This is a genomic window from Hydrogenophaga sp. (genome assembly GCF_041633695.1).
Taxonomy (GTDB): domain Bacteria; phylum Pseudomonadota; class Gammaproteobacteria; order Burkholderiales; family Burkholderiaceae_C; genus Hydrogenophaga.
Genome location: NZ_JBFJMY010000738.1, coordinates 1 through 1,237 on the forward strand (window position 1 = coordinate 1; position 1,237 = coordinate 1,237).

A 1,237-nucleotide genomic window follows, 5' to 3' on the forward strand; every position below is an offset into this window, starting at 1 on the left:
CATGGTCGCGCTGGGCTACCAGCAAGGCGTCGGGCGTGTCGATGATGAGCAGGTCTTGCGTGCCCAGTGCCACCACCGTGCGCCCCAGGGCGTGGATGAAGGTGTTCTTGGCCTTCAAGGCATGGCCATGCCCGTGGATGCGGTTGCCTTCGTCGTCGGGCTGTGTGAGATCGGCCACGGCGTTCCAACTGCCCACGTCACTCCACTGGCCCTGAAAGGGCACCACCGCCACGTTGGCGTGGTGTTCCATCACCGCGTAGTCGATGCTTTGTGAACGGCAGGCCAGAAACGGCTCGGCTTGGGGCCGAACAAAGCGCACGCCTTTGCCGTTGCCCAGCGCGTCGGGGTGCGCCTGCGCCATGGCTTGCTCGCAGGCTTGTGCGATGTCGGGCGCGTGCTGTTTGAGCGCGGCCAGCAGCGTGCTGGCCTGGGCGAGAAAAATGCCCGCGTTCCACAAGGCGTCGCCCTGCAGCAGCAGCGCCTGGGCGGCGGCGGGTGCGGGTTTTTCTATGAAACGTGCAACGGCCCGGCTGCCATCGGCCCGCGCATCGCCCTGCTGTATGTAGCCGTAGGCGCTGCTCGGAAAACTGGGCACCACCCCAAAGGTGACGATGGCACCGGCCAGCGCAGCGGGCACGCCTTGGCGCACGGTCTGGGCAAAAGCGTCGGCGTTGGGAATGTGGTGGTCGGCTGGGCAAAACAGCAGCAGCGGGTCGCCGGCGCCAGAGGCCTGGGTGAGCTGGGCCGCCAGAGCCATGGCGGCGGCGGTGTTGCGTGCGGCGGGTTCCAGCAGCACCTGGCCGGGGGTGCCCAGGCTTTCCAGTGCGTCGGCCACCAGAAAGCGGTGTTCTTCGGCGGCCACACAAACCACCGCTTGTTCGCACCAGGCCAACCTGGCCAGTGTGAGCTGCAGCAGGTTTTTCTCGCCCACCAGGGGCACGAACTGCTTGGGGAAACTCTGGCGGCTCAGGGGCCAGAGCCGGGTGCCCGAGCCGCCGCAAAGGATGATGGGTGTGATGGCGGTCATGGGTGTGGGTGCGCTTGTATCAATGTTCGGCTTGGGTGGTTTGAGTGGTTTGGGTGGGGGGCGAGGTGGGTACCCGGTCGCTGGTGAGCGGGGCCATTTCGCTGTCGGGTATGGGGTACAGGCGGGCGCGGCGCGCCAAGCCTTGGTACAGCAGGTGGTACACCAGCACGCAGCCCACAAAAGCCAGCGCCAGCACCGCCCTCGAAGCGC

General features: G+C 66.9%; 2 protein-coding genes. Both read right to left on the reverse strand.

Going from position 1 to position 1,237, the window contains the following annotated elements; all coding sequences use genetic code 11:
- Window positions 1-1,027 (reverse strand): mannose-1-phosphate guanylyltransferase (locus ABYB95_RS23705; protein ID WP_372662895.1); only part of this gene is annotated, 1,027 nt, incomplete at its 3' end.
- A 19-nt stretch (window positions 1,028-1,046) separates the two neighbouring features.
- Window positions 1,047-1,237, reverse strand: a 191-nt coding sequence (locus tag ABYB95_RS23710; RefSeq protein ID WP_372662897.1) for a hypothetical protein, incomplete at its 5' end; no start/stop codon positions are given.